This is a genomic window from Massilia pseudoviolaceinigra (genome assembly GCF_030846505.1).
GTDB lineage: Bacteria > Pseudomonadota > Gammaproteobacteria > Burkholderiales > Burkholderiaceae_D > Telluria_A > Telluria_A violaceinigra.
Map to the genome: position 1 here is coordinate 62,084 of NZ_JAVCWL010000018.1, position 23,623 is coordinate 85,706.

Sequence of the window (23,623 nt, forward strand, 5' to 3'; positions counted from 1 at the left end):
TGGTCATTGCGGCGCGCTGCATGGTGTCGGTTTCTCCGTCACGCCCTTGAAATACGTTCTTAGGTCCTTGTCGCTGAAACTACGTCGATTGGCGAGGAAACATGCCTTGCTTATCCAGGTCTCCGGGCGCAGGTCCCAGATGGCCGTGCCTGCGCGCGAAGAGGTGGCTAACCATTTTCCATCCTTGGAAATAGCCAGCGAGTTGATTGCCGAGTCATGAAAATCATTCGCGATTTTCATGGGGAAGAGGAACTCTGGCTGAAACACCTGCAGACCTCCCTTGGCGTCGCCGATGGCGACGATTCCGTTGTCACTGATCGTCATGGCACTCGGCGGCGTGCTCGATTCTTCTTGAATCCCGGTGCCATGTGGATCTCCCTTGGCGAGAGCGACCGAGTACACCCGCCCAGTGTACTCAGCTACCCATAAATATTTTCCGCTCGGGTCGAATGCGGCAAACTTGACTTTGCCCTTCAGTTGGCCCAGCACCTCGGGGTCGTCGCGAAACGCAGGGCACCCTCCGGCCTTTTCCGTGGCACGCCAGAAGTGCAACTTACCGTACCGCACCGTGACGACATCACTACCCGATGGACGAATGGCCACGACCTCCGTTCGGGGAGACATGCCCCCGGGTAAATTAACGCACTCCGTGGCGCTAAAATTCGGCTGCTGCAATGACCAGATACGGGTGGACAAATCGGTACTCACGATCAATAGCGAGCCGTGCTTATTGACCTGGATCGATTGGAAGAACCCGTCGATGTCGGGCGGCACTCTCAACGGCACACTTCCCGGCGCGGTGTCGCGGACCGCCACGACATGATGGTCTTGCACCAGGAAGGTCGTCTTTGCCAGCTCGGCGCGTGCCGCCCCGGCAATGCGAGGCAATGACCACTGGATCGGCATCCGCGGCTCCGGCACGCTTCCGTCCAGATCGGCCGCAGTCAAGCTGTTCATCGCCGCCACCGTGAGGCGCAGCGTCTTACCGGTCTGGCTCAGGTCGACGAAACTGCTGCTACCGTGCAGGAAATGCCCGAACGGATGGACATCGGCCGTTAATGCCACGTTGAGCAGGTCTCCCTTTTTAGTGGTGACGAATGCACTGTGTCTTTTCGCGTCGACTGCGAAGCTCGCCAGTTCATCAGGAAGCTCGACGATGATTTTGCCGACCGGCGCCGCATTTTCATTTTCTGGAAATGTCCAGTACTTCAGCTGGCCATCCCTCCCGATCGACACCAGCTCCTTATTGTGCAGGTACTGGAGTTGCACTACGTCCTCGTCATGGGCCTCGATGCGCTGGATGTGGGTTTTCGTCGCGGTATTCCAGATAAGGATGTGGCCGCGCCACGTGCCCCCTGCAACGAATCGCCCGTCCGGACTGATAGCGACGCTTGAAAAGAGATCGGCACCATTGTCTTCCCTGAGAATGGGGGCAAACCGCGCTTGTACCGTCCCGTCCCGGGTCTTCAACAAGGTGACCGGTTTCTTGCTTGGAAAGTGCGACACGGCCAAGGATTCTCCGTTGGCCGATAGTGATAGCGCGGGATACACTCCGGTCGCCCTGAACGTCCACACCGGCTCGGTGCTGCCGTCTCGTGCGGATCGTAGATTCCAAGCTGCAACGACGCCACCATAGTATCCTGAGTAAAGAAAGTCCCTATCAGCGACCATGGCGCCAACTTTCTCATGCATGTGACGTGCGAGGGGATTCCTGGTCGCCCTCAGCGCAGGGCCATCCGGCTGTCCGGTTCGGACATCCCAAAGCTGAATACTCCCGTCGTCGTTGCTGCCAGTCGCCAAGCGCCCATCGCCAGGCAGTGCCACAGTCTGAATGCCATTGGGATGGATTTTCTTCAAGAGATCCGCATCGATTTTCCACATTGGCCGCTTGCCGGTGAGGTCGCTTATTTCCACCGCAGAACGGCTGCCAAACCGTACGACGACGCGGTGGTGCTGATCCTGGAAGACGTGCTTCGATACGCGATTACTTTCAGATTCATATTCCATGCTCTTGATATTTCGGGTTCGATTCAGGTAATCGCTCATCATCGTCTTGAAATTGAACGCCACGGCCTTCGGGTTCGCGGTCTGCAAATTCATGCCCTCGACGACTGCACGTGCTTCGAGGCCGATGCCAGGATGACTGCCAATGATCGAAAACACGCCGGCTTGGGAGACGGTGATGTTGATCAGCTTGGCCTGCGTCCTGCTTTCCTCATATTTGTACCCGATGACCACCGTGGCCACAACGATGCTGGCGTAGATGATTCTTAGCAGTCGCTGGTGGCGCATGAAGGTTTCATGCGCTGCCACAAATCTGGTTTCCACCTCGGAGTACGCATCCTCGGCTGACGGCTTCGGGATATTCCGCCTGTTGTGGCGCGACAAGGTCTTGAAGTACGCACCGAGCTCGCCGCCGAGTTGCCATGCGCGCGACAACTGCTGCCAGGCTTCCAGGTTCTTGACGCGCCAATTCTCGATACTTCTGCGCATGGGAATCGCCAGGCTGTCGTGCGATAACTCATACCACTGCCCATCCTCGCGAATCTGGCGGCGGATCAGGTGAACCTCTTCGAGAGAACGGACCTCGGCGGGCGATGGACATTTTTTATCGGCCGTATCGAGCATCGCCGGCGCCCGCAAACCGCTCGGCGTGAGCAGGCGCTGGTCGATCCAGTCGCGCAGGAGACTGGCACGCCTCGGATTGGTGGCGGCGCGCTCCAGGGCATTGTCGCAATACTCCTGGAGCGCGTTGTCCGGATTGTAGTTGACGACGTCGGCGATCCGGATCGCATCGACCTGCTGTCCATGTGCGCTGAGGCGGTTCCACAAGTCCAGGCAGATGACTTGTAGCTGCACCGATTCCACCTTGCCCCCATCGCGTACCGTCGTCGCGCCGCTTGCGTCACGCCCCCGCACTTTGCTCAATTCGCGCACCAGGCGGGTGGCCGCGTCTTCGCCATCTTCCGCCGGGAACGCGACGCCGGCCGCCTGTGCCGGACCTTTGATGGCGGCAATCGCCTGTTCGGTGCTGAGCAAATTGAGGCGGAATGTATTGGTCAGGCGGGTGGGAACGGCATCGCGGAATGGATCGAGCCACGAAAAATACTCTTCCCGCATGCTGAGGATTGTCCAGATCGGACTCACCTCGCGCGACAGCAACTCGCCCAGCTGCTTGAAAAAGTCGCGCTGCTCGTCGAGCGAGGCGCCGTTCAAAAAGACCTCTTCAAACTGATCGATCACCAGCAGCAGGCGCTTCGGCGGCTGCGACTTGGGGATGTCGATGCGATTGACATAGTCGAGCAAACGGTCGCCATCTTGCACTGGCCCGTAAGCGCTCGCTTCAAGCTGGCGCAGGATCGCCTTGACCGGACCGGTACCGTTATCACCACCTACCCGCAGTATCGGCAAGGCCAGGAAACGGGTTTGCAGCTGCGCGAGCAATCCGTTTTTTGCGGTCAGCAGCGATGTCTTTCCGGCGCCGGAAGGGGAATACAGAACGATGATGCGGTCGGCCACCAGGCGCCAGTGCAGTTCTTCGATCTCGCTCTCGCGGCCGAACAGGTCCTGCTCACGGCCGATCGGGCCGGGGCCGACGTAAGGAGCGATCATCGCTGCTTCTCTTGCGAGCGTTGGTTTAACTCGGAGATGAAGGCCGGTACATCGCCCCAATACAGGCGCAATTTGGCTTTCGCCTGCAGATATTTTTCGATGTAGCGGCGCGCGCTGCCAGGGTCCAGCATGCTGTTCGGATCGATCTGGACCGAGAAATGTTCATAATCCGAGCGCAGGTCGCTGCCCTCGAGCTGCAACAGGCTGCGGAACAGGACGCGAAATTCCCACGAATCGGCCTGGAAGCCGATGAACAGCAGCGCGCTGTCGCTCAGTTGAAAACGCACCGACGTGGGAACCACTTCCTTGGTGGACGCAGCTTTGGTCAGATAATCGAAAAACTGATCCTCGGTCATCACCAGCGATGCCGGCTCGGACAGATCGCCGAACAGCTTCACCACGATTGGAAATGCACGCGTTGCCTTGACGGGCAGCCCCGGATGCAGCGCGTTGATTTGCTGAGCGTACTGTTCGTCGCAGCGCTCCGCCGCTTCGTTCCAGCGCAGCAGCCTGACCCGGGGCGTGACGCCTCGTTCCCTGAGCGCGTCGACCAGCAAGTCGCTCGGGTCGGTGGTGATATACACGGCCAGTTTATAGCTGGCCAGGACGGTGTGCGGATCGACAGGGTCGCGCCGGCGGATTGCCGCGCCCACGGTGGAAACAAGCGCGCCCAGTTCGTCGATGACGCCACGGTCGTCCAGGTCGAGAAAGTTTGCCGGTACATCATCCGGATATTTGTCGAGAATGCGACGATAAATACTCTTGTAAAATTCGCGTCTTGGAAACGCGCCCTGGCGTGTAATGGCCAGATACTGCGCCACGCGCGGCAGATCTTCCGCTTCGCGCCCGCTCATGGGATAGCGGTATATGTCGCCCCAATAGCTCGCCAGTTCCCCTCGCGATCCGAACAGGGTTTCGTTCATGGTCGGGCCGAGGATCGGCGTACACGCCGCTGCCTTCAGATTGCCCACGATCGACTCCCAGGGATCAGCTCCCGCTTCGGTGATGCCAAAGCCCGGCGGATACCAGATCCGTGCGCTGTCCAGGCGGGTGAACACGACCGGCATCCACCAGTCGGGATGGTCCATGACCCGGCTGCGCGCCGTCGCTGCGGCCCGGTCGACTTCACCGTGATCGGCGAGATGCTGGAAGAAGGTGGGCATGAACTGGCTGGCGGTTTCCATCGTCAAGTTGCCTTGCATGGCCAGCACGGCGGGCACGCCTTCCCTGGCGAGCATGGGACCGAGGGCGGCCAGGGCATCGCGTGCGGATGACCCGACGCCGGCGCTTTGGCAGGAACAGAGAACGATCAGGCTAGGCGGCCGCGCGAGCGAACCGATGCGTGCGGCGAAATCCTCGCCGGTGACCAGCGCGGCATTGCCGGTCTCGTCTTCCAGCCACAGGGCGGGGCCCTTCGGTCCCAGGGTGCCATGGCAGACCAGATACAGGATGTCGACATCGTTGCTCAAGCCATCGATGATATTGTCCAGCGTGGCAGCGCCAGGCGCTTGCAGCGTTTTGGCCGGTACCGGATGCAGCGCACCGCGGGCATTGCTGATCTGCTGATCGACGTCGATGGGCGTGAAGTCATCGGCGAGATCTTGCGGATTCGCCACGGCCAGCAATGCCTGGATGCCCTGCTTGGCGCGCAGCAGGGGAAGCCGGAATTCTGCAGAGAACAGATAACGCGAGAATACGCACTGGCCGTTGCGCAACAGGGGTTTCTGGCTTGCCGGGTCGACCATCGTTTCCCAGGGCAGGCTATGCAGGATCGACGCCCCCGGATCGATGCGCAGTCGTATCCGCAACGCCATGGCACGGTCGGCAGCGCGCACGCGCGCGGCCACGTAGGCGCTGGCCAGTTCGGCGGGGCCGAGGAGTATCTCCGACAGCAGCTTGCCTGCATCGATCGGTATTGCCGCGAGCAGCCGCGGATCCTTGAGATCGAGCTGAATCGGTACGAATGGGGTAATGGCATCGCCTTCGTCGAGGCGCTGGCGGGCATTTGCCTGGAAACCGTCTAGTGAATCTCGCTGGATAACTATTTCAAGTTCGGAATAGCCCTTCATGCATCACCTTCCAGTCGATTAAGTCTGTCAGAAGTTTTAATACAGTGAAATCAAGGGCTACCAGCCAGCAACACACGGTGCGGCATGTATTGCGCAAAGGAATGAAGGACGACTTTCCGGGAAGTCAATATGACATCACGCTGCAAAGATGGCAATTCGTTTTTGATAAGCTTGTTGCAGAAATGGTTTGACATGGAATGCGAGCGGCACCTGCGCCGGGCCGTTCGCAACGACGTCGTTCAGCATGAGTTTGTCGGCGCGGACCTCACCCGGTCGCGGGCGCGCACGGCGGCCCGCGCGGGGCTGCTTAGCGCGGCGCCATTTGCGCAGGGGACAGCGTGATATTGGTATCCGGCCCGGCGTCGAGAAGGATTTTCTGTGCGATATGCTTGTTGGCCGGCGCCAGCACGTTGAAGTGATCGGCGCCCTGAACCGGAACGAAGCGGATCTGCGGGTTGCGCGTGGTGCCGCGCATGGCTAGCAGCGAATCGATATTGCCGCCCGCGCCTTCGATCACAAAGACGGGCGAGCGTACCGATGCGAGCCAGCGTCCGGGCGAGCGCAGCGCCGCTTCGCGCGGATTGGCGGGATTGAAGCCCGTGAAGCGGCCGCCGTAGCCGTCGATCTCGTCGACCGGGCCGAATGCAAAGACGGCGCGAAAGCGGGTTGAGGTTTCTGCGGTGAGCAGCGCCAGGGTGCCGCCGGTACTGTGCCCGCCCAGGTAAATCCGGTCCGGGTCGACGTACGGCTGTTTTTCCAGGTAGGCGGCGGCGGCCAGCACGTCGTCGACTTCGCCGAGGAAGCCTTCTCGCACGCCGGGATTGTCGTTCCCGCCCCGCAGCGATGGGAACATCATGATGATGCCCGCCTTGCGATAGGCGCTTGCCGTCTGGTCGTTGCTGACCGGCCCCGGCTCCCACAGATCGTCGATGCTATTGGAGTCGCCGCCGGTGATCCAGATGATGGCCGGATGCTTTTTGCCGTCGCGCGGATCGGGTGTCAGGTAGGCACCCAGCTTGCCGGAAGCGGCGTCGTAACGCACGAGGTTGAACACATCGGCCGGCGGTGCCGGGATGGGCGGCTGCGGGGGCATCTTGCGGATCAGGGTGGTGCGAAAGCCCTTGCGCGCCTCGGCCAGGGTCCCGGCATCAGGGGATTTGGCCGCGCTCGCGGTCTGCGCCTGCGCGGCGGCGTGCAGGTGGGCGCCAAGGGCGGTCGATAGCACCAGTATCAGCGCGGGCAAGCGGGGCAAATTCATCGTACATCCTTTGATAGTGACGCCGTGGCGTTGACAGGCATGGGGGAGGTGCGCGGCGTGAAGCACGGTGCGCGCTCAAATGCGTTGTGAGGCCGGCAGGCGAATAAGGCTTTTTCTCCGGCGCAGCAACCTTTGCAATATAGAAAAACTTTGCGGCTGTGGCAAGGTTTTTTGGGAGGAGGCGGGCGCAATGTGCACGCGTTTGAGCCGGCGATCCGATGGATGGCCGGGTATTAATGTGATGCCGATTTCCTCGCGCTTACTTGCGGCGGCTCAGTTCAAGCAGGACCACGTCATTTTCACGCAAGGGCAGTTTGATGGTGAAACGCCCGTCGGCGCCCACGCGCACCGTTTTTTGCTCATCAGGCTTGCCGCTGGCGAGCGATTTCAGGGCCGCGACCTGGCTTTTCCCCAGCTGTTTCGGCGAACCCATGCCGATGTAGGCGGTGAACGCATCGTTGCGTTTGTACCCGACCGTGGAGATCTTCATCGTGTAGCTGCCGGTTTTCAGTCCGCTCATATTCACCTCGGCCTGGCCTTTGTCCCTGGAAGGCAAGTCCTTGATGAAATACTGCTGATTGTTGACACCCTCCGGAAGTGTGCGCGTGTAATCCCACAGCAGCAGCTGGACGTTGCCCCGTTCGTCGGTGGTGGCGAATGATTGGCTGTCGCTGTTTTTCAGCGCGGTCGGCCCGAGCTGGTTGAGGAACTGATAGGCGAAATAAGCGGGTTTCTTTATTCCCTGGGTGTTCATCAGGCCAAAGCCGCCGTGAAAGGCTTCGATGCGCGGCCCGGCTTCTTCAAAGATATCGGTGAACACCCAGTAGGACATCGATTGCGCCGCGCCGCCGACCTGCTTGAGCTTTTGCAGAATGTAGGCGGCCTGGTGGTAGCTGTCGTGCGTGGGATCGGATGGCGTGTACGACGAACTCCATTCCGTGTAGTGGAGTTCCAGCTTTGGCATCGCCGATGCCGCGATTTCCTTGCGGTTCCTGAGCACGTCGCCGCTGACCGCGCCCTTTTCCTTGCTGAGCACCGTGCCGGTGGTGCCGTATTCATCGAGGAAGCCTTGATCGACGCCGTAGGTGTGCGTGCTGACGAAATCGAGCGGCACCGCATTGCTGGCACAGTAAGCGATCATTTCCGGTATCCACGCGGCACCGGCGGTGGCCGGGCCGCCCACCTTGTAACTGGCATTGACGCTCTTGATCGCACGCGCGGCATGGCTGTAGAGCTTGAAGTAGGCGTCCTGCGAGGCGGCCCAGAAACCGTCCAGGTTCGGTTCGTTCCACACTTCAAAATACCAGCTGGCCACTTCCTGCGCGCCGTAGCGTTCGGTGAAGTGTTCGGTCAGGGCTTTGATCAGGCGTTCCCATGCGGCATAGTCTTTGGGTGGGGTGACGTTGCCGCGCCACCAGAAGACGGTTTTCTCGCCGCTGGCCATCTGCGACGGCATGAATCCGAGTTCGACGAAGGGTTTCACGCCAATGCTCAGCAGATAATCGTATAGCGCGTCGACATATTGAAAGTTGTACTGCTCCTTGCCCTGCGCATCAACCCGGTACACCGCCATGTCGTCGGAAAGCAGGCCGTGCATGCGGATATATTTGAATCCCGCATCGCGCTTGATCTGGGCGAGCTGCTGCTGCCAGTCGGCGCGCAAGCCCTCGTTCGCGCGGCCGGCACCGATGGAAAAATTGAAAGCCGGGTCGAGCTGTCCCGCAATGGCGGTGGTGTCGATGTCGATCACGCGCGTTTGCGCCTGGCTTGCCAGCGGAAGCGCCAATATGGCACTGATTAGTAAAACGCCGATGTTCTTTGGACTCATGTGTCGCTCTCTCGCAGGATGTAGGAATACAGCAATCCTGCATTCTGGAAGAGATGCATCGGTGCCGCCATCATGAAAACTGCGTAATGGCTTTATGAAATTAGACACCGGTGCTCCTGACTTGCCGTATGCGGTTATGGTTAAATGAGTTCCTTTTCCGATTGGAACGACGATGACCGCAGATACCGCAACCGCCCCCAAATGGGGCATGGCGCTCGACCTGGAACGCTGCATCGGATGCCACGCCTGCTCGGTGGCTTGCAAAGTCGAAAACTCAGTTCCACTAGGAAACTTCCGCACCAAGGTGTATTACTACGACTTCACTGCCATCAATCCCTTCAACAAGAAGGAAACAATGAAGCGCGCCTTTTTGCCGACGCTGTGCATGCAGTGCGAGGACGCCCCCTGCCTGAGCGCCTGCGAACAGGACGCGATCACGCGCGACGCCGACGGCATTGTGCGTATCAACGAGGACAAGTGCGACGGTGATCGCTCGTGCATCAAAGCCTGCCCTTACGGCGCGATCCACCAGGACCCGGTGACCAAGCTGGCCGACAAATGCGACTTCTGCTCGCACCGGCTGGAGGCCGACCTGCTGCCCGCCTGCGTTGAAGTGTGTCCGGCCGATGTATTCGCCTTCGGTGACCTGAACGACCCGGCCAGCCGCATCAATGCGTTCAACCAGCGGCACGGCAAGGAACTGTCGGTGCTCAAACCCGAAGAGAAGACCAGGCCCGCCGTCAAATACCGCGGCATCGGCACGGTGGCTCCGCGCGCGATGGAAAAGAAAATCCCCAAGGGCCGCAACCACGACCCTTTCTCGTATGAAGTCGATACCTGGAGCCAGCTGCAATCGACGTTCGCTCGTTCCACCGTGAAGAAAGGCTGAGAACATGGACCGCAGATCATTCATCAGGAACGGCATCGGATCGATGGCGACGCTCGGCGTGGGCGAACTGATTCTCCTTAACCCGTCCACCGCGCAGGCGATGGCGTACCGGCCGGTGGCAAACGGCAAACAGCGCAAGATCAAGAACAACTACAAGACAGCCACGCGCGTCACCAGCGTGTGCCTGAACTGCTCCACCGTGTGCGGCATTGAAGGCTTTGTGCAAGATAACAAGGTGATCAAGATCCGCGGCAATCCGCTCGACCCGAACATGGGCAGCCACATGACGTGCGCCAAGGGCCAGTCCGGCCCTAACGTCAACGATTATCCGGAGCGCTTGCTCTACCCCCTCAAGCGCGCCGGCGAGCGTGGTTCGGGCCTGTGGAAGCGGATCACCTGGGAAGAAGCGTATGAAGAGATTGCCCGCCGCATTCGCGCCAGTGTCGATGCCGGCCACCCGGAACGCGTGTGCATCCACCAGGGCCGCTCGCGCATCGAGGCGGAGATCGGCCGCTTCCTCGACGCCATCGGCACGCCGGTATTGCTCAATCACCGCGCGATCTGTTCGTCGAACAAGCGCGCGGCCAATTACGTGTCGCTCGGCGAGACGGACTGGGAATCGATCGATGCGGAGCGCTGCACCTACTTCCTTAACTTCGGCTCCAATTTTTATGAAGCGCACCAGGGGGGACTGCACCTGGTGTCGCGCGTGGTCAAGGCCCGCTACGACCACGGGGCCAAGCTGGTCACGTTCGACGTGAGGCTGTCCAACACGGCCGGGCGCAGCGACGAATGGCATCAGCCGTTTCCGGGCACCGAAGGGGCCATTGCCCTGGCCATGGCCCACGTGATCGTGCGCGAGAACGAAATCGACCGCGATTTTATCGACAAATTCGTCCAGCCAGGGCTGGAAACCATCCGCACCTGGCTGGCGCCATGTACGCCAGCATGGGCGGCGAAGCTGTCGGGCGTAGCGGCGGCCGACATCACCCGGCTGGCGCTGGAATTCGCGCGCAAGCGGCCGGCGGTGGCGGCCTTCACCAATCGTGGCACGGGCGCGCACTACAACGGTTTTAATGCCGAACGCGCGGTCGTCATGCTCAATGCCTTGGTGGGGTCGGTCGCCAAGGAGGGCGGCTATTGCTACGGTCTCGATGAAAAGCTGTCACCGGCGCGCTATCCGGCCCCGGAGCCAAGGCCGCCCAAGCCGACCATCAGGACCGACCTGGAAGACCCGCCGGAGTGGCCGCTGGCGAACCGCTGGCAAAAGATGAAGGTCGGCCAGGTCGTGTTCGATTATTTGCGCCAGGGGCGCGCCAAGCTGGACGTCTACCTCAGCTATACAATCGCCGCGCCGATGACCTGGCCGGAAGGACGAAGCACGACCGTCGAGGTGCTCAAAGATGAAAAGCTGATTCCCTTCCACGCCTGTTCGGATGTGGTGTATTCCGAAATGGCGCACTACGCCGACATGATACTGCCCGATGCCACTTACTTGGAACGCTGGGGCATGGACATCCGCAACAATATGGAGCTGCAGCATTTTGTAACGCTGCGCCAGCCGATGGTGACCCCGCCCGGTAGCGCAACCAGCTTTGCCGATGTGCTGTTCGAAATCGGCAAACGGCTCGGTCCCGAGCAGGCGAAGTACTTCAGGTTCGGCAAGCACGAAGACTTTGTGCGGCATCAGTGTTCGAAGCTGCCGACCAGGGGCGCGGACGGGAAGGTATTCAAGGATGGCTTCGAATACATGAAGCACTATGGCGTGTACGTCGATAGCGCGGCGCCCAAACCGTACGAGGTGTACCGCAAGCCGCTGGCCGCGGCGCTGGTGCAAGGCAGCCGCGTGGACGGGAAAACCCGCGTGATCTACAAGGCCGATGACAAGGGCAAGGAAAAGGCGATCGGGCTGATGGTCGGCGAGGTCCCGGTGCGCGGTTTCACGACACCGTCGCGCAAGTTCGAGATCCATGCGCCCGAGGTGGCGAAGGTGGCTGCGACGATCGGCATGGTTGACGACGGGCTGCCGACCTTCCATCAGGTTCCATCGCACGTGGGGCTGGCGGCCGATCGCCTGATCCTGACCACGTTCAAATGGAACGTGCACACGCAGGGCAGGACCGCGTCGCAGAAGTATCTGGCCGAGATCGTGCATGATAATCCGATGTGGATTCATGCGGCGACCGCGAAGAAGCTGGGTATCAAGACCGGCGACACGGTGGAGCTGACCACGTATCGGCCGCTCAGTGGTGCGGTAGGGGACAAGGCGTACCGGGGCACGGGTGAGGTACTGGGCTCGGCGACGGTGAAGGCATTCGTCACCAAGGGTATTCATCCGCGGGTGGTGGCGGTATCCAATTCGCTGGGCTGGATCACGGGTGGACGCTCTTGCGAGGGTGAGCGCGGGCGGCGCGTGGAGGTGGCGGCCAAAGGGCTGGCGCCCGATGCGGCGCAAGCGTTCGGGCCAGCGCCGGCGGTCGACGATCTGGAGTTCGGCTTATGGTGGGACGAGAAGCATGGCGGACGCGGAAGCGGCGTGAATATCAATGCGATTCTGCCGATCAATCCGCAGCCCTTGGTAGGGATGCAGGCGTGGTTCGATACGGTTTGTTCGATCCGGAAAATTGTCTGAAGGCACGAAAAACACCGATAGCGCGGTGTGCCATTGCAGCCGGGGCGGCTGATGTTTGTGAGTGCCCATGCGTGACGAGTGTCAGCGCATTGGGCAGCCTGCAAGGATCTTATTGTTTGGCGATGAACTGCTTTTGCTTGCGGCGCGCGGCCAGCAATACTGCCAGGCCCGCACCCAGCATCAGGTAGCTTTCCGGCTCAGGTACTGCCGAGATGGTCCACGTGCCTTGTTCGTTCCATACCGCAGCGGCGTGAAGCGCTGTGTCTGTGTGGAGCGCGATATCGTGAGCGTCATTCGGGGCGAAAAAACTGTAATTCGTGGACAGGGATTGAAGGTTGCTCGAGCCGCTTTCGATGTTGAAAAACCATCCTTTCATGGCGCCCTTTTCAAACGTAAAGTCATACGTCAACAAGGCACCCGGCGTGTTCGAATTCATACTGATTTTCCCTGCACTGCCACTCCATGCTCCAAGTGGTTCCATCCACGGCATTCCAGAGATTGTTCCGGAAAAGTCATCCGCGATATCAAGTGTGAAACTAGCCAGCATTCGGCTGCTGGTCGTGTTAATGGTATCGAAGGTCAATGCGTTACCAGTGTAGTTGTACGTGGCCGCTTGGGCGGAGAGCGCACTGGCTGCGGTCAAGAGGAGCGCAGCGGTAAGGCGGAGTAAGTTCATTGATATCTTTCGATAAATTGGCGGAATGTCATCCTATGCCGAATTTATCCAAAGAGCAATTTTAATGTTTAATTTGAACGTTTTGTTGTTGTGAGTCCAAATTCGGCGTGGTGGTTGAGCTGCAGCCTGCCCAACCGATGCTTCTACGGTGGACGAGCAAGGCCAACCCCGGCGCAACGCCATGGAGGATGGCGGGCCGGGCAGGAAGTTTTAGGAAAGGATGAATGCGAGGACTGGTCGGGGTGAGAGGATTCGAACCTCCGGCCTCTGCGTCCCGAACGCAGCGCTCTACCAGGCTGAGCCACACCCCGACGGGTGGTCAGATCACAGGTATTAAATTATGCCGCTCAGTGGTTCCTGTCAACTGCGAAGGTACACAGTTGCATCAAGCTTTGTTTGTACAGGCTGTCCGGCAAACCAGCGATGGCGTTGGCTGCGCGCTTGGCGGCAATTTCCGCCTCGCGCCGCGTGAAGTCCAGGGCGCCGCTGCTGGTCACAGCCGCCAGGATGACGTCGAAATGCTGCTCGTCACCTTGCTCGATGCAGTTGCGCACCAGTTCACGCTGTTCCGGCGTGCCGTTTTCCATCAGCCAGATCAGCGGCAAGGTCGGCTTGCCTTCGCGCAGGTCGTCGCCGACGTTCTTGCCGATTTCGCTGGCGTCGCCCGCGTAGTCGAGCACGTCGTCGATCAGCTGGAAGGCCGTGCCCAGCGAGCGGCCGTATTCGCCGGCCGCGCTGATCTCGTCATCGCTGGCGCCGGAAATGAGCGCACCGAGTTCCGCCGCCGCCTCGAACAGCTTGGCTGTCTTGGAGCGGATCACTTTCAGGTAGCTTTCCTGTGTGACATCCGGATCGTGCATGTTCAGCAGCTGCAGCACTTCCCCTTCGGCGATCACGTTGGTCGCGTCCGACAGGATCTGCATGACGCGCATATTGTTCAGGCCAACCATCATCTGGAACGAGCGCGAGTACAGGAAGTCGCCCACCAGCACCGATGCCGCATTGCCGAACAGGGCATTGGCGGTCTGGCGCCCGCGCCGCATCGACGATTCGTCGACCACGTCGTCGTGCAGCAGGGTAGCGGTGTGGATGAATTCGACCACGGCCGCCAGTTCATGGTGGGCCGTGCCCTTGTAGCCATAGGCGTTCGCCACCAGCAGCACCAGCACGGGGCGGATGCGCTTGCCTCCGGCACTGATGATGTACTCGGCGATCTGGTTGACCAGGCTGACCTCGGAATGCAGGCGCTCGCGGATCACCGTGTTGACTGCCTCCATGTCCGGAGCAATCGATTGGGCGATGGTATTTTGTTGTGCGTGTAAGATGGCGGCGGACAAGGCGAACCTGCAATGGACGTTAGGTGCGGCGATTATACGACACCGCGCCTGTTTCCGTCCCATGCTCAACGGTTACGCCCGCCCGCAGGCACAGCCCGCGGCCGGCCGGCGCAGCGCCTTGTAGTTGTCGACATACCACGAACCTGTGGCCTTGTGCATGTCTTTTGACGAAAAAAACCAATCCATGTATAATCTGCGGTTCCCCCGGCTCCGGCCAGGGAATTTTTTAACATCTGATGAGGTTTCCTATCATGTACGCGGTCATAAAAACCGGTGGCAAACAATACAAAGTTGTCGCTGGCGAAAAACTTAAAGTAGAACAGATACCGGCAGACATTGGTTCCGAACTCACCATCGATCAAGTTCTCGCAGTAGGCGCGGGCGACACCATCAAGTTTGGTGCGCCATTGGTCGAAGGTGCAACGGTACTGGTAACTGTTGTGGCACACGGTCGTCACGATAAAGTGAAGATTTTCAAGATGCGTCGTCGTAAGCACTACCAAAAGCATCAGGGCCATCGCCAGAATTTCACCGAAATTCAAATCGTTTCGATCAACGGTTAATGCCGTGTGCCAGGCTCAATGAGCCCGGCTAGATCAGTCCAAAGTAACCAGCTATCCAGGAGTATTTAAATGGCACACAAAAAAGGCGGCGGCACAACGCGCAACGGCCGTGACTCAGAATCAAAACGCCTTGGCGTTAAAGTCTACGGCGGCCAGACCATCAATGCCGGCGGCATCATCATCCGTCAGCGCGGCACCCCAGTGCGCGCAGGCGAAAACGTCGGCACCGGCAAGGATCACACCCTGTTCGCGCTGGTCGACGGCAAGGTGAAGTTCGTTGTCAAGGGCGCAGGCTCGAAGCAGTTCGTTACCGTTGTTGCTAACGACCCAGCTCCAGCAGCAGTCGCAGCGTAAGTTGTATCCGCGCTGTCATGGCGCACATTTGTAAGGCGCAAGCCTTCCATTGAAAGGCTCTGCCCACGGTAGAGCCTTTTTAGTTTTAGGGCGGCACAAAATATGAAGTTTATCGACGAAGCAAAAATCGAGGTCATCGCTGGCGACGGCGGCAATGGCTGCGCATCGTTCTGTCGCGAGAAATTCCGGCCTTTCGGCGGCCCGGACGGCGGCGACGGCGGCAAGGGTGGGTCCATCTGGGCGGTTGCGGATCGCAACATCAACACCCTGGTCGACTTCCGTTACTCCAAAATGCACAAGGGTAAGGACGGCGAGCCCGGACGCGGCGCGGATTGCTACGGCAAGGGCGCGGAAGACATCTACATGCGCATGCCGGTCGGCACCTTGATCGTCGATAACAACAACGGCGAGATCATCGCCGATCTGACCGAGCACGGCCAGACCGAGCTGCTGGCCAAGGGCGGCGAGGGCGGCTGGGGCAATATCCACTTCAAGTCCTCGACCAACCGCGCCCCGCGTCAAAAGACCGAAGGCAAGGAAGGCGAACGGCGCGAGCTGCGCCTGGAACTCAAAGTTCTGGCCGACGTGGGCCTGCTGGGTATGCCGAACGCCGGCAAGTCGACCTTTATCACGGCCGTGTCCAACGCCAAGCCGAAGATCGCCGACTACCCGTTCACGACCCTGCACCCGAACCTGGGCGTGGTGCGCGTGTCGCACGAAAAGAGTTTCGTCATCGCCGATATTCCCGGCCTGATCGAAGGCGCCTCCGAAGGCGCGGGCCTCGGCCACCAGTTCCTGCGTCACCTGCAGCGTACCGGTCTGCTGCTGCACATCGTCGACATGGCACCGTTCGAGACCAATGTGGATCCGGTCAAGGAAGCCAAGGCCCTGATCAAGGAACTCGAAAAGTACGACGAGTCGCTGGTCGACAAGCCGCGCTGGTTCGTCCTCAACAAGCTCGATGTGGTGCCGGAAGAAGACCGCAAGAAGCTGGTCAAGGATTTCGTCAAGCGCATGGCCTGGAAGGGTCCTGTGTTCGAGATTTCGGCATTGAGCCATGAAGGCTGCCCGGAGCTGGTCAACGCCATCTACCTGCACCTCGAGACCGTCAAGAAGAGCGAGCACCGCGCCGAAGAAACGCAGATGACCGAAGAAGCACGCGGCATCGCGTCGATCGATCCGGACGATCCGCGCTTCAAGATTCTCGACTAAAATTGGCAGTACCCATGCTTAGACAGAAGCTGCGTGCGCAGCTTCTGAACCTGATCGCCCTCGCCAGTTCGCTGGCCGCATTAGCGGCTTTGCTGGACCCGGACCGGGTGGCGATCGCCATGGGCGTGTTTCTTGTTGGCGTGAACGGCTACAGCCAGTTCTTCGCCATGTATGTCGGCGTGAGGGCAGCTACAGCAGCCCTGGCGCTGCTGGCAGCAAGGCAGGCCGACCAGCCTGTCCTCGGCGATATCACCGCATTGTTCGTCCTGGCGCAGCCGGCCGGCCGCTTTGTCGCGGCCTTTGCCATTGGCCTGCCCCAGGGATTGTTGTTAGTCGTTTGCGGGATCGAACTGGCGGCAGGGCTCCTGCTGCTCGCCTTGCGCCCGCGCTTAAGAGCCGCTGCCCCATGAACTCCGTCATCCAGACTGCTACCCGCATCATCATCAAAGTCGGCTCCTCGCTCGTCACCAATGACGGGCGCGGGCTCGATCACGCCGCCATCGCGCGCTGGGCCGCGCAAATCGCCGCCCTGCGCGCCCTCGGCAAGGAAGTCGTGATGGTCAGCTCCGGCGCCATCGCCGAAGGCATGCTGCGCCTCGGCTTCGAGAAGCGCCCGACCGATATCCACGAACTGCAGGCCTGCGCCGCCGTCGGCCAGATGGGCCTGGCGCAGATCTACGAAACCAGCTTTCGCGCGCACGGCCTGGGCACGGCCCAGGTGCTGCTCACCCACGCCGACCTGGCCGACCGCGAACGCTACCTGAACGCGCGCTCCACGCTCACCACCTTGCTGCGCCTGGGCGTGGTCCCGATCATCAACGAGAACGATACCGTCGTCACCGACGAGATCAAGTTCGGCGACAACGACACCCTGGGTGCGCTGGTGGCCAACCTGATCGAAGCCGACGCCCTGGTCATCCTCACCGACCAGCATGGCCTGTTCAGCGCCGATCCGCGCAAGGACCCGCAAGCGGTGCTCATCGCCGAGGGCAAGGCGGGCGACCCGGCGCTCGAAGCGATGGCCGGCGGCGCCGGCAGCAGCATCGGGCGCGGCGGCATGCTGACCAAGATCCTGGCCGCCAAGCGCGCCGCCGGATCGGGCGCGCACACCATCATCGCGTGGGGCCGCGACAGCGACGTGCTCACGCGCCTGGCCGCCGGCGAGGCGATCGGCACCCAGCTGCGCGCCCAGACCGGGCGCCTGACGGCGCGCAAGCAGTGGATGGCGGACCATCTGCACACCGCCGGCAAGGTGGTGCTCGACGCCGGCGCGGTGCAAAAGCTGTCGAAAGAGGGCAAGTCGCTGCTGCCGATCGGCGTGATCGAAGTGCGCGGCGAATTCGGACGCGGCGCCGTCATCACCTGCCTGGCCGAAGATGGCACGGAAGTGGCGCGCGGCCTGTCCAACTACACCAGCAGCGAAGCGCGCCGCATCCTGCGCAAGCCCTCGTCCGAAATCGAAAAGCTGCTCGGCTTCCTCGAAGGCCCGGAACTGATCCACCGCGATAACCTGGTCCTGCTCTGATCGGCTTCGGCGCCGTTCCGTATGAAAGAATTTTTCTTCAAATTCCTCGGCTGGATCGGCGTGCTGGTGTTCCTGCTGTTCGGGTTCCTGTACTACGTGTTCACCTTCAGCGTGTTGCTGTTTTTCGTGACCCTGCTCGCGATGCTGGTGTGCGCGCCGCCGTCGCGCCAGTTCATCATCGACCGCACCGGCTTGAACCTGTACGGGCGCGGCATGGCCACCGCCTTCGTCGCGCTGTTCATCGCGCAGGCGTGGGTCGGCATTTCCGAGAACGTGGAAGTATTTGAGCAGGCGGAGGTCCAGAAGGAGCGTGACGCCGCCCGGGCCCTGGCCAACGCGCGCGCCGGCGAACGGGCGCGCTTCCTCGCCGCCAAGCCGGCCATCGTCGCCGACATCGCCGCCAAGCGCGACCAGGGCATGCTGACCGAAGCGCTGGCGCTGATCGACAAGCACGCGGCGCGCACGCCCGATCCCGATCTCGACAAACTGCGCCTGTCGATCCGGATCGCCGAAACCGAAGCGGGCCTCAAGGACGAAGCGGCGGTGCCGCTGCGCCAGCGCCTGGCCCTGTACAAGCTCCTGGCGACGCTCGATCCGTCCAGCACGCGCTACGCCGGCAGGGTGGCCGTGCTCGACGCGGAACTACAGGAGACCAGCGCACGCGAACAGGCGGAGACTGAGCGCGTGAGCGCCGCCAATGGCCGTAACGCCATGCTGGCGCGCCAGTTCGACAAGCGCAGCGGCGCGCACCTCAAGCTGCAGGCGGAACTCAAGCGCACCATGATGAACCCGGCCAGCTACGCGCACGTGGAAACCACCTTTCTCGATACCGGCAAGGGAATGAGCGTGTGGACCACCTTCCGCGGCAAGAACGCAGCGGGCGACACGGCCGAGAACAGCGTCGCCGCCACCGTGGACGACAGCGGCAACGTGCTCACCATCGAGGACTAGCGTCCCGTCAGCGGCAGATCGCGTTGTTCCGGCGAAAACGGCGCCGTCCCGGTATCATGGCATTCTTGCCACCGATTCACCGAGCCACATGATCAATTCACTCAAGCGCTTCTTCACCCGCCCGCAAAGCGTCGTCCCGGCCGCGCCCACCGGCGAGACGACCTTGTACAACGTCTACTGCACGCGCCATACGATCGCGCAGCCGGCCTTCGCGCACGAGCTGCAAGGGCGGCGCGACCTGTCCGATGGCGAGCTGCTGACGCACCTGCATACCTTCTGCGGCTATGTGTTCGCCCGCGGCACAGAAGCCATGACGCGCGATAAATACCACGTCATCCTGCACCTGCAGCGCGTGCAGCATCACCTGAGCATGGCCGTGGCCGACAACGAACTGCCGGCGCTGCATGCCTGGGCGCGCGACTCGAACGCGCTGCTGTTCACGCCCGACGGCCATGTGCGCGATCCTGACGGCCATATCCTGATCAACGTCGCCGACGGCCAGGCCGCCGCCGGCGCGAGCGTGCCGTATCCGGCGCCGGCGTGGACGCGCAAGAGCGCCACCGAAGCGGCGCTGGCGGCGCGCTCGATCGAGGTGCCAGCGAGCCTGCCGCCGCTGGCATGTGAAGAAGAACTGACCCTGCGCGACCGGGACGAGGTCATCGGCCGCGCGCGCGCCTTGCTGCTGGTGGCCCTGCGCGCCGAATCGGTGGCTGCGGGCGAGCCGATGCCGGTCGCCACCTTGCTCGATAAAATGCCGCTGGCCGACGACAGCCTGTCGCCGGCGGAACGCGCCTTCCTGGCGCTGGAGTCACCGTCCGAGCATGAGTGCGCGCAGTTCCTGTGGCGTTACGAGAGCCTGTACGTGCTGCAGTGGGCGCTGGGCATGGTCGACGCGCTGCCGTTTCCGGATGCGCCCTGCGACACCGCCGCCGCCGTGGCGCGCCAGATCGAGATGCGCGGGCCCGAACTGCGTGACGCCGGCCAGATTGTCGACGCGCTCGACCAGACCTACCGCCTGCACTGGCATATCCGCCAGATCCGCCTGAAAAAGACCGGCGCGGAATTCGGCGCCGATGCCGACGTGGTGATGGAACGCCATCACGCCCTCAACTGGCTGATTCGCTTCCAGCACGCCGACTGGGACGAGGTCGACACGCCGACCTGACGGCTAGCGTTTGAGCAGTTCGTCCTGATACAGCGCCAGGTCGTCGGCCGAAAAGCAGCAGAACACCACTTCACGAATGCCCGGTGCCGTGAGCAGCGCTTCGCGCACGCTGGCCACCGCGGTGCCCGCAGCCAGTGCCACCGGGTAGCCGTAAATGCCGGTGCTGATCGCCGGGAAGGCAATCGACTCCAGATCGCGCGCGGCGGCGATGCCGATGGCGCGCCGGTAGCAGCTCGCCAGCAGCGCCGCTTCGTCGTTGCCGCCGCCGCGCCACACCGGGCCAACGGTGTGGATGATGCACTTGGCAGGAAGGCGATACGCTTCGGTGGCCTTGGCGTCTCCGGTTTTGCAGCCGCCGAGCAGGCGGCATTCATGGACCAGTTCCGGTCCGGCGGCGCGGTGAATCGCGCCATCGACTCCGCCGCCGCCGAGCAGGGAGGAGTTGGCGGCGTTGACGATGGCATCGACCTGCAAGGTGGTGATGTCGGCGCGCACGGCCCGCAGTACAGCGCCGTTCTGGTGAGCCGGGTGTTGCGTCATGAGATTCTCCAAAAATCGTCGTGCCAGGCCCGCGCCGGAACGCGCGGCTACTTCACCGCCGGCGCCGGCGTCTTCGCCTTGTACTCGCACAAATCGGCAATCATGCAGTTCCAGCACAAGGGTTTGCGCGCGATGCAGGTGTAGCGGCCGTGCAGAATCAGCCAGTGATGCGCATCCTGCAAAAACTCCTTGGGCACGAACTTGAGCAGCTTCTGCTCGACCACCACCACGTCCTTGCCGGGAGCGATGGCGGTGCGGTTCGACACCCGGAAAATATGCGTATCGACCGCGATGGTCGGGTCGCCGAAGGCCGTATTGAGCACCACGTTGGCCGTCTTGCGTCCCACCCCCGGCAGCGCTTCGAGCGCCTCGCGCGAATGCGGCACTTCGCCACCGTGCAGGTCGATCAGCATCTGGCAGGTGGCCATCACGTTCTTGGCCTTGGTGTGATACAGGCCGATGGTCTGGATGTACGACTTCAGTTCGTCGATCCCCAGCGCCAGGATGGCCGCCGGCGTGTTGGCCACCGGGTACAGGCGGCGCGTGGCCTTGTTCACGCCCACGTCGGTCGCTTGCGCCGACAGCAGCACCGCGATCAGGAGTTCAAACGGCGTGGTGTACTCGAGTTCCGTGGTCGGATGGGGATTGGCGGCGCGGAAGCGGCTGAAAATTTCAAAGCGTTTGGCTGGATTCATCGATTATTCTTCCGCGGGCGGCGCCGCCTTCTGGCGCGCGCGTTCCATGGCGGCTGCGATGATGGCGCGCTTACGCTCCTTCTCGGCGATTTCCTCAGGCGTGTTGGTCGGCTGCGCCGTCACTTCCTGCATCTTGGCGACGGCCTTGGCGGCCAGGCGCGCATCGTTTTCCTCGCGCTCGCGCTGCAGGCGGGCGGTGCGGAAGTCGTGCCGGTCGCGCGCGGCGTCGGCCTGTTCCTGCGACCACGCGGCCCAGCCGGTGCGCTCGCCCGTCACCGGCATCATGCTGATGCAGTCGACCGGGCAGGGCGCCACGCACAGGTCGCAGCCGGTGCACAAACCCGGCAGGATGGTGTGCATCTGCTTGGCCGCGCCCATGATCGCGTCGACCGGGCAGGCCTGGATGCACAGCGTGCAGCCGATGCACAGCGCTTCATCGATAAACGCCACCGGGCGCGCTCGCTCGACGCCATTGGCCGGATTGATCGGAATGACCTTGCGGTTCAACAGCGCTGCCAGGCGCGCCACGCCTTCGATACCGCCCGGCGGACACTGGTTGATGTCGGCCGTGCCATCGGCGATGGCCTCGGCGTACGGACGGCAGGCGGCGTATCCGCATTTGGTGCACTGGGTCTGCGGCAGCAGGTCTTCGATGTGGTCGGCCAGGGTCTTGGTCACGGCGGCGGCGGGCAAGCAGGGTGGGAAAGCGACATTATAGTCGCCGCCCGGCTTCCTCACCGGCGCTGCGGGCGCGCGGCGAAGCGCGACGGACGAAAAAATGCCGCGCGTGGAACTTAACCCATGCGCGGCATTTTCAGGAGAGAACGGGAATCAGCCGTGCTATCAGCCGTGCTTCTGGATGAACTCGCCGATCTTCGGGCAAATCACTTCGCGCCAGCGACGGCCCGAGAAAATGCCGTAGTGGCCGCATTTCGGCGCCACGAAATCCTGCTGCATCTCGGCCGGAATGCCGCTGCACAAATCATGCGCGGCCTGGGTCTGGCCGGCGCCGGAGATGTCGTCCAGTTCGCCTTCTACCGTGAACAGCGCCACCGTGGTGATGTCCTGCGGACGCACCAGGTTGCCGCCGACAGTCCACGTGCCCTTCGGCAGGCGGTGTTCCTGGAACACGGTCTTGATGGTGTCCAGGTAGTATTCGGCCGGCATGTCGAGCACGGCGTTGTACTCGTTGTAGAACTGGCGATGGCCTTCGGCCGGTTCATCGTCGCCCGCCACCAGGTGGTTATAGAACTCGCGGTGGCTCTGCGCGTGGCGGCCCGGATTCATGGCGATGAAGCCGGCGTGCTGCAGGAAGCCCGGATACACCTTGCGCCCGAACCCAGGATAGTTGGCCGGCACCGCGTAGATCACCGTGTTCTCGAACCACGAAAACGGTTTTTCGATGGCCAGGTCGTTGACCGCGGTGGGCGACTTGCGCGGATCGATCGGGCCCCCCATCATGGTCATGGTTTTCGGCAGCTTCGGATCCTTGGCGGTCGCCATCAGCGAGATCGCGGCCAGCACCGGCACGGTCGGCTGGCACACCGAAATGACATGCAGATCGGGTGCGAGCAGGCGGATAAAATCCTGCACGTAGAAGATATAGTCGTCCAGGTGGAACGGCCCTTCCGACTGCGGCACCATGCGCGCATCGGTCCAGTCGGTGATGTACACGTCGTGGCCGGTGAGCAGCCCGCGCACGGTATCGCGCAGCAGGGTCGAGTGGTGGCCCGACAGCGGCGCGACCAGCAGCACCTTCGGCTGGCCCAGTTTTTCGATGGCCTTGTCGTTCAGGTCTTTCTTGAAATGCAGCAGGCGGCAGAATGGGCGGGTGACCACCACCTGCTCGATGATACCGATAGTTTCACCGCCGATGACGGTCGATGTGATGTCGAAAGGCGGTTTTTCGTAATCCTTGCCGAGTCGGTACATCAGCTCGTAGCCAGCGGCGATACGCTGCGCAAACGGCGTGTGCGCGAACGGGGACACTGGATTGGAAAAGAGTTTGGAGGACGCGTCGGCCCACTGCATCAGTGGCGTCAGGAACGAGCGTTGCATCTCGTGCAATTGGTAAAGCATACATATTCCTTCGTTGTAATCGTTGCCTTGCAATCGTTTGCGTAAGGTGTGCTGATTAATTATAGGCCATTTGAAAGGCGTGCCTGCAATTTAGCATTCTTGTTGGAAATTCAGCGCGGCTGTCAGTTTCAGGCAAGCCAAGCGTGTTGGATACACCGTTTTAACACACAACGGTGCGCTTCGTTTATGAGCTACCTAACGCAGCATGAAAAATGCCCCGGCTGAGCGGGGCATATGT

General features: G+C 61.6%; 19 protein-coding genes and 1 tRNA gene. 9 read left to right on the forward strand and 11 right to left on the reverse strand.

The genetic code is table 11. From position 1 onward, the window contains the following. Positions 1-3 precede the first annotated feature (3 nt). The 4 genes from RBA40_RS18485 to RBA40_RS18500 form a co-directional block, all read right to left on the reverse strand. On the reverse strand, positions 4-3,612 hold the full coding sequence (locus RBA40_RS18485) for an nSTAND1 domain-containing NTPase (RefSeq protein WP_306649238.1): 3,609 nt from the start codon (positions 3,610-3,612) through the stop codon (positions 4-6). Next, positions 3,609-5,681 carry a CHAT domain-containing protein gene (locus tag RBA40_RS18490; RefSeq protein ID WP_306649239.1) on the reverse strand — a complete coding sequence of 691 codons (2,073 nt, stop codon included), beginning with the start codon at positions 5,679-5,681 and terminating at the stop codon, positions 3,609-3,611. The genes RBA40_RS18485 and RBA40_RS18490 overlap by 4 nt, the downstream gene beginning before the upstream one ends. Before the next feature lie 307 nt (positions 5,682-5,988). Beyond that, the gene (locus tag RBA40_RS18495) at positions 5,989-6,939 is read right to left on the reverse strand and encodes an alpha/beta hydrolase family protein (RefSeq protein WP_306649240.1); all 951 of its coding nucleotides are present in this window, start codon (positions 6,937-6,939) and stop codon (positions 5,989-5,991) included. A 259-nt stretch (positions 6,940-7,198) separates the two neighbouring features. Beyond that, entirely contained in the window at positions 7,199-8,977 is a 1,779-nt protein-coding gene (locus RBA40_RS18500) for a GH39 family glycosyl hydrolase (protein WP_306649241.1), read from the reverse strand. On the opposite strand from RBA40_RS18500, the gene RBA40_RS18505 reads away from it, so the two are divergent. Both RBA40_RS18505 and RBA40_RS18510 read left to right on the forward strand, forming a co-directional pair. After that, complete coding sequence (locus tag RBA40_RS18505; RefSeq protein ID WP_306649242.1) at positions 8,940-9,656, forward strand: 4Fe-4S dicluster domain-containing protein; 717 nt, start codon at positions 8,940-8,942, stop codon at positions 9,654-9,656. The genes RBA40_RS18500 and RBA40_RS18505 overlap by 38 nt on opposite strands. 4 nt (positions 9,657-9,660) lie before the next feature. Continuing rightward, a complete protein-coding gene (locus RBA40_RS18510) occupies positions 9,661-12,288 on the forward strand; it encodes a molybdopterin-containing oxidoreductase family protein (protein WP_306649243.1) in 2,628 nt (875 codons plus the stop codon). A gap of 109 nt (positions 12,289-12,397) precedes the next feature. Here the strand turns inward: RBA40_RS18510 and RBA40_RS18515 are convergent, their stop codons facing one another. From RBA40_RS18515 to ispB, 3 genes are all read right to left on the reverse strand, one after another. Further along, the gene (locus RBA40_RS18515; RefSeq protein ID WP_306649244.1) at positions 12,398-12,964 is read right to left on the reverse strand and encodes a PEP-CTERM sorting domain-containing protein; all 567 of its coding nucleotides are present in this window, start codon (positions 12,962-12,964) and stop codon (positions 12,398-12,400) included. Positions 12,965-13,198: 234 nt separating this feature from the next. Beyond that, a tRNA-Pro gene (locus RBA40_RS18520) sits at positions 13,199-13,275 on the reverse strand. 36 nt (positions 13,276-13,311) lie between these two features. Further along, on the reverse strand, positions 13,312-14,301 hold the full coding sequence (gene ispB, locus RBA40_RS18525) for an octaprenyl diphosphate synthase (protein ID WP_306649245.1): 990 nt from the start codon (positions 14,299-14,301) through the stop codon (positions 13,312-13,314). A 251-nt stretch (positions 14,302-14,552) separates the two neighbouring features. Here ispB and rplU point away from each other — a divergent pair, with 251 nt between their 5' ends. The 7 genes from rplU (at position 14,553) to RBA40_RS18560 (ending at position 20,071) form a co-directional block, all read left to right on the forward strand. Then, complete coding sequence (gene rplU, locus RBA40_RS18530; protein WP_054268134.1) at positions 14,553-14,864, forward strand: 50S ribosomal protein L21; 312 nt, start codon at positions 14,553-14,555, stop codon at positions 14,862-14,864. Between the two features lie 69 nt (positions 14,865-14,933). Beyond that, positions 14,934-15,218 carry a 50S ribosomal protein L27 gene (rpmA, locus tag RBA40_RS18535; RefSeq protein ID WP_054266569.1) on the forward strand — a complete coding sequence of 95 codons (285 nt, stop codon included), beginning with the start codon at positions 14,934-14,936 and terminating at the stop codon, positions 15,216-15,218. A gap of 102 nt (positions 15,219-15,320) precedes the next feature. After that, on the forward strand, positions 15,321-16,430 hold the full coding sequence (gene obgE / locus RBA40_RS18540; RefSeq protein WP_099874544.1) for a GTPase ObgE: 1,110 nt from the start codon (positions 15,321-15,323) through the stop codon (positions 16,428-16,430). A 14-nt stretch (positions 16,431-16,444) separates the two neighbouring features. Further along, positions 16,445-16,840, forward strand: coding sequence for a hypothetical protein (locus RBA40_RS18545; protein WP_099874545.1), 396 nt, complete (start codon positions 16,445-16,447; stop codon positions 16,838-16,840). Next, complete coding sequence (gene proB, locus RBA40_RS18550; RefSeq protein WP_306649246.1) at positions 16,837-17,955, forward strand: glutamate 5-kinase; 1,119 nt, start codon at positions 16,837-16,839, stop codon at positions 17,953-17,955. The genes RBA40_RS18545 and proB overlap by 4 nt, the downstream gene beginning before the upstream one ends. A 21-nt stretch (positions 17,956-17,976) precedes the next feature. Beyond that, complete coding sequence (locus tag RBA40_RS18555) at positions 17,977-18,906, forward strand: hypothetical protein (RefSeq protein ID WP_306649247.1); 930 nt, start codon at positions 17,977-17,979, stop codon at positions 18,904-18,906. An 88-nt stretch (positions 18,907-18,994) separates the two neighbouring features. Next, the gene (locus tag RBA40_RS18560) at positions 18,995-20,071 is read left to right on the forward strand and encodes a DUF4272 domain-containing protein (RefSeq protein WP_306649248.1); all 1,077 of its coding nucleotides are present in this window, start codon (positions 18,995-18,997) and stop codon (positions 20,069-20,071) included. Positions 20,072-20,074: 3 nt separating this feature from the next. On the opposite strand, the gene RBA40_RS18565 is transcribed toward RBA40_RS18560, so the two are convergent. The 4 genes from RBA40_RS18565 to RBA40_RS18580 form a co-directional block, all read right to left on the reverse strand. Beyond that, positions 20,075-20,611: an O-acetyl-ADP-ribose deacetylase gene (locus RBA40_RS18565; RefSeq protein WP_306649249.1), complete on the reverse strand. Its 537-nt coding sequence runs from the start codon at positions 20,609-20,611 to the stop codon at positions 20,075-20,077. A 47-nt stretch (positions 20,612-20,658) separates the two neighbouring features. After that, positions 20,659-21,306, reverse strand: a complete 648-nt coding sequence (gene nth, locus RBA40_RS18570; RefSeq protein ID WP_306649250.1) for an endonuclease III — start codon at positions 21,304-21,306, stop codon at positions 20,659-20,661. A 3-nt stretch (positions 21,307-21,309) separates the two neighbouring features. After that, positions 21,310-21,984: an electron transport complex subunit RsxB gene (rsxB, locus tag RBA40_RS18575; protein WP_306649251.1), complete on the reverse strand. Its 675-nt coding sequence runs from the start codon at positions 21,982-21,984 to the stop codon at positions 21,310-21,312. Between the two features lie 165 nt (positions 21,985-22,149). Next, positions 22,150-23,385 (reverse strand): polyhydroxyalkanoate depolymerase, encoded by a 1,236-nt coding sequence (locus tag RBA40_RS18580; protein ID WP_306649252.1) that lies wholly within the window; start codon positions 23,383-23,385, stop codon positions 22,150-22,152. Positions 23,386-23,623 lie beyond the last annotated feature (238 nt).

What these genes read in the sequence shown, in the direction of transcription:
- RBA40_RS18485 (WP_306649238.1), bottom strand. Translation starts at nt 3,612, where the DNA reads ATGATCGCTCCTTACGTCGGCCCCGGCCCGATCGGCCGTGAGCAGGAC.
- RBA40_RS18490 (WP_306649239.1), bottom strand. Translation starts at nt 5,681, where the DNA reads ATGAAGGGCTATTCCGAACTTGAAATAGTTATCCAGCGAGATTCACTA.
- RBA40_RS18495 (WP_306649240.1), bottom strand. Translation starts at nt 6,939, where the DNA reads ATGAATTTGCCCCGCTTGCCCGCGCTGATACTGGTGCTATCGACCGCC.
- RBA40_RS18505 (WP_306649242.1), top strand. Translation starts at nt 8,940, where the DNA reads ATGACCGCAGATACCGCAACCGCCCCCAAATGGGGCATGGCGCTCGAC.
- RBA40_RS18500 (WP_306649241.1), bottom strand. Translation starts at nt 8,977, where the DNA reads ATGCCCCATTTGGGGGCGGTTGCGGTATCTGCGGTCATCGTCGTTCCA.
- RBA40_RS18510 (WP_306649243.1), top strand. Translation starts at nt 9,661, where the DNA reads ATGGACCGCAGATCATTCATCAGGAACGGCATCGGATCGATGGCGACG.
- RBA40_RS18515 (WP_306649244.1), bottom strand. Translation starts at nt 12,964, where the DNA reads ATGAACTTACTCCGCCTTACCGCTGCGCTCCTCTTGACCGCAGCCAGT.
- rplU (WP_054268134.1), top strand. Translation starts at nt 14,553, where the DNA reads ATGTACGCGGTCATAAAAACCGGTGGCAAACAATACAAAGTTGTCGCT.
- rpmA (WP_054266569.1), top strand. Translation starts at nt 14,934, where the DNA reads ATGGCACACAAAAAAGGCGGCGGCACAACGCGCAACGGCCGTGACTCA.
- obgE (WP_099874544.1), top strand. Translation starts at nt 15,321, where the DNA reads ATGAAGTTTATCGACGAAGCAAAAATCGAGGTCATCGCTGGCGACGGC.
- RBA40_RS18545 (WP_099874545.1), top strand. Translation starts at nt 16,445, where the DNA reads ATGCTTAGACAGAAGCTGCGTGCGCAGCTTCTGAACCTGATCGCCCTC.
- proB (WP_306649246.1), top strand. Translation starts at nt 16,837, where the DNA reads ATGAACTCCGTCATCCAGACTGCTACCCGCATCATCATCAAAGTCGGC.
- RBA40_RS18555 (WP_306649247.1), top strand. Translation starts at nt 17,977, where the DNA reads ATGAAAGAATTTTTCTTCAAATTCCTCGGCTGGATCGGCGTGCTGGTG.
- RBA40_RS18560 (WP_306649248.1), top strand. Translation starts at nt 18,995, where the DNA reads ATGATCAATTCACTCAAGCGCTTCTTCACCCGCCCGCAAAGCGTCGTC.
- RBA40_RS18565 (WP_306649249.1), bottom strand. Translation starts at nt 20,611, where the DNA reads ATGACGCAACACCCGGCTCACCAGAACGGCGCTGTACTGCGGGCCGTG.
- nth (WP_306649250.1), bottom strand. Translation starts at nt 21,306, where the DNA reads ATGAATCCAGCCAAACGCTTTGAAATTTTCAGCCGCTTCCGCGCCGCC.
- RBA40_RS18580 (WP_306649252.1), bottom strand. Translation starts at nt 23,385, where the DNA reads ATGCTTTACCAATTGCACGAGATGCAACGCTCGTTCCTGACGCCACTG.